This window comes from Bradyrhizobium sp. P5_C11_2, assembly GCF_054049755.1.
Genome location: NZ_JBFULT010000662.1, coordinates 1 through 3,688, shown reverse-complemented (window position 1 = coordinate 3,688; position 3,688 = coordinate 1). Strand labels below are relative to the sequence as shown.

Annotated in this window: 4 protein-coding genes; all 4 read right to left on the bottom strand. The window is 67.9% G+C overall.

Annotation, left to right across the window (positions count from 1 at the left end; translation table 11 throughout):
• The coding region (locus tag ACXJL8_RS36370) for an ABC transporter substrate-binding protein (protein ID WP_456686564.1) at positions 1–1,148 on the bottom strand (1,148 nt) is incomplete at its 3' end.
• A gap of 54 nt (positions 1,149–1,202) precedes the next feature.
• Positions 1,203–2,207 (bottom strand): ABC transporter ATP-binding protein, encoded by a 1,005-nt coding sequence (locus ACXJL8_RS36365; RefSeq protein ID WP_456686563.1) that lies wholly within the window; start codon positions 2,205–2,207, stop codon positions 1,203–1,205.
• On the bottom strand, positions 2,204–3,217 hold the full coding sequence (locus ACXJL8_RS36360) for an ABC transporter ATP-binding protein (RefSeq protein WP_456617802.1): 1,014 nt from the start codon (positions 3,215–3,217) through the stop codon (positions 2,204–2,206). The genes ACXJL8_RS36365 and ACXJL8_RS36360 overlap by 4 nt, the downstream gene beginning before the upstream one ends.
• A 2-nt stretch (positions 3,218–3,219) precedes the next feature.
• On the bottom strand, positions 3,220–3,688 hold a 469-nt coding region (locus ACXJL8_RS36355), incomplete at its 5' end, for an ABC transporter permease (protein ID WP_456686562.1).

Genomic DNA, 3,688 nt, shown 5'->3' with positions numbered 1-3,688 from the left:
CATTCGACGTTCTCGATCTTGGCGATGATGCCGACCTTGGCAAGCTGGGCCGCGAGGATCTCGCCGCCCTGCCGCGCGTAGGACRGCGGCGGCAGCTTCAGCGACAGCTCGAGCGGCGTGGTGACGCCGGCCTCGGCGAGGAGCTTCTTGGCCTTCTCCGGATCGTAGGGGTTGATGCCGGTGGTGTCGACGTAGCCGAGCGCGCCCGGCACGTAGAAGCTGCCGATCGGCGTGCCAAACCCGTCCACCGCGCCGTCGATCATGGCCTTGCGATCGATCGCGGCGAGGATGGCGCGGCGCACGCGGACGTCATCGAGCGGCTTCTTGCGCTCGTTGATGGCGACGATGGTCTTGGCGCGGGAGCCGCCGACCAGCACGGTGAAGCGCGGATCGGCCTTGAACTGCGCGATGGTGCGCTGGGCCGCGACGCGCGGAAACGCGTCGACGTCGCCCGACAGCAGCGCCGCGGTCTGCGCGGACGGATCGGAGATGAAGCGGATCGTCACCTTCGAGAGCTTGATCGCGGCGGCGTTGCGGTAGTCGGCCCATTTGGTCAGGGTCATCGAGGAGCCCTTGGCCCAGGCGCCGAGCTGGTAGGGTCCGGTCCCGACCGGCTGCGTGACATTGGTGGCAGCGCTCTTCGGCTCGACGATCGAGGCGCTCGCCTGGCCCATCAGGAACGGCAGGTTCGGCTGGGAATTTTTCAGGGTGATCACGACCGTGTCGGCGTCGGGCGCGGCAACGGACTCGAAGCTCTGGAACAGGCTCTTGTCCTTGTTGGTGCTGGTGGGCACCCCGTTACGCTCGAACGAGAACTTCACCGCGGCGGAGTCGAACGGCTCGCCATTGTGGAATTTGACGCCCTTGCGCAGCTTGAAGGTGTAGGTTTTCAGATCGGGCGATGCGGTCCAGCTCTCGGCCAGCAGGGGCGAGGTGGAGCCGTCCTCGTTGATCTTGGTCAGCGTCTCATAGATGTTGTAGAGCGTGACCTCGGCGATCGCCGCGGCGGCCGCGTTGGTGGGATCGAGCCCCGGCGGCTCCAGCGCCATCGCCATGACGACGCTGTCCTTCTTGCCTTGTGCCAGCACCGGCAGAGGCGCCGCGGCGAACGCGGCGACGAGTGCGACGATGGATAGTGTCCTGAACATGCGTARCTCCCCTGCCTTCTCTAGTCCCAGTCTACGCCAATCCTGTCCGCGAGACTAACCCTCCGCGGCCGCCGGGGRCAACGCCATCACGGCCTCCGCCTTGTGGCAGGCGGCGAGATGCGCCTCGCCCACCTTGCGTAACGCAGGCGGAGCCTCGCGGCAATGCTGGTCGGCGAGCGCGCAACGCGAGACGTAGGGACATCCGGTCGCGGCCGCCGATTGCGAGGCAATCGCCTGGGCTCCGCGCCGGCGCCGGCCTCCGCCGGCACGCGCACGCGGCACGGCGTCCAGCAGCGCGCGCGTATAGGGATGGGCGCAGCGCTCGAACAGGTCCTCCGGCCGCCCCTGCTCGACGATCCGGCCGAGATACATCACCGCGACCTCGTCGCAGAGATAGTCGACGACGGCAAGGTCATGGCTGATCAGGACATAACTCAGGCCGAACTGCTCCTGGAGATCCTGCATCAGGTTCAGCACCTGGGCCTGCACGGAGACGTCGAGCGCCGAGACCGGCTCGTCGGCGACGATCAGCTTCGGCTGGGTGATCAGGGCGCGCGCGATCGCGATGCGCTGGCGCTGGCCGCCGGAAAATTCGTGCGGATATTTGTCCATGTCGGCATCGCGCAAGCCGACCTGGCGCAGCACCGCGGCGACGCGTTCCCGGAACGTGGTGCGAACAGCGCCGTCCAGCACGGTCAAAGGTTCGGCGACGATGCGGGCGATGGTCTGGCGCGGATCGAGCGAGCCGTAGGGGTCCTGGAACACCATCTGGAAATCGCGGCGCGCGCGGCGCAGCTCATCGGCCGGGAGGCGGTTGAGGTCGCGGCCGAGCAGCGCGACCTGCCCCGATGCCGGCCGCTCCAGCGCCATCACCACCCGCGCGAAGGTGGACTTGCCCGAGCCGGACTCGCCGACGATGCCGAGGCTCTTGCCGGCCTGGACCTGCACGCTGACGCCGTTGAGCGCGCGCACCTGCCCGGGCGGACGGAACAGGCTTTCCCGCGGCAGCGTGTAGCGCTGCTCGAGATCCTTCACGTCGAGAAGAGGCGCGGTGCTCATGCGGACAGCGCTCCGACGTTCTCGGCCATGGAGACATCGGTGCGCACGCAGCGCACGACATGACCGGGACCGACGTCGACCATCGGCGGCAGTGCGGCACGGCACTGATCGATCACGAGCGGACATCGTTCGGAGAAGGTGCAGCCGGCCGGAAGATCCGCGAGCTCCGGCACGGTGCCCGAGATTGTCTTCAGCCGCGTCCCCTTGCGCGCGCCGAGCTTCGGCCGGGCGCGGAACAGGCCCTGTGTGTAGGGATGTCCCATCCGCCGGAACACCTCGTCGGTCGGGCCGCTCTCGACGACGGCGCCGCCATACATCACCATCATGCGCTGGACGTTCTCGGCGATGACGCCGAGATCATGCGAGATCAAGATCATCGACATGCCCCGCTCCTCGACGAGATCGGCGATGAGGTCGAGGATCTGGCCCTGGATGGTGACGTCGAGCGCGGTGGTCGGCTCGTCCGCGATCAACAAATCGGGCTCGCAGGCAAGCGCCATCGCGATCGTGACGCGCTGGCGCTGACCGCCGGAGAACTGGTGCGGATAGGCATCGATGCGCCGTGCCGGGTCGGGCAATCCGACGCGATCGAGCAAGGCGATCGCCTCCGTGCGCGCCTGCGCCGCCGAATAGTTCTTGTGACGCCGCAACGGCTCGGCGACCTGATGGCCGATCGTGTGCATCGGATTGAGCGCGGTCATCGGCTCCTGGAAGATCATGCTGATGCGGTTGCCGCGCAAGCGGCAATACTCCGCGTCCGGCAGCCTGGCGAGCTCGCGGCCCTCGAGCCGGATGCTGCCGGTGACGACCGCGCTGTCCGGCAACAGCCCCATCAGCGAGAGCGCCGTGACCGACTTGCCGCAGCCGGATTCGCCGACGAGCCCCAGCGTCTCGCCGCGCTTCAAGGCGAAGCTGACGCCGCGCACGGCCTGTGCCGGTCCCCGGCTGGTGTTGAGGCGGACGCCGAGATTGTCGACCTCGATCAGCGGCATATTGGAGCGCTCAGCCATCGTCATCGCTCCCGGGCCAGTCGTGGATCGAGGAGATCGCGCAATCCGTCGCCAAGGAGATTGAGGCCGAGCACCGCGATGGCGATCGCAGCGCCCGGATAGACCGCGAGCATCGGCGACTGGAACAGCATGCTCTGCGCGTCGTTCAGCATCCGCCCCCAGGACGGTTGCGGCGGCTGCGTGCCGAGCCCGAGATAGGACAAGGCGGCTTCGGCGAGGATGGCGAGCGCGAACTGGATCGTGACCTGCACGATCAGGRTCGACAGGATGTTGGGCAGCACGTGCTCGATGGTGATGCGAAACTTGCCCTTCCCCGAGGCGCGCGCAGCCAGCACGAATTCGCGCGCCCAGATCGCGTTGGCCGAGCCGCGCGTCAGCCGGGTCAGCGTCGGGACCTGGAAAATGCCGATCGCGACGATCGAGGTCACCATGCCCGGGCCCACGACCGCGGCCAGCATGATGGCGGAGAGC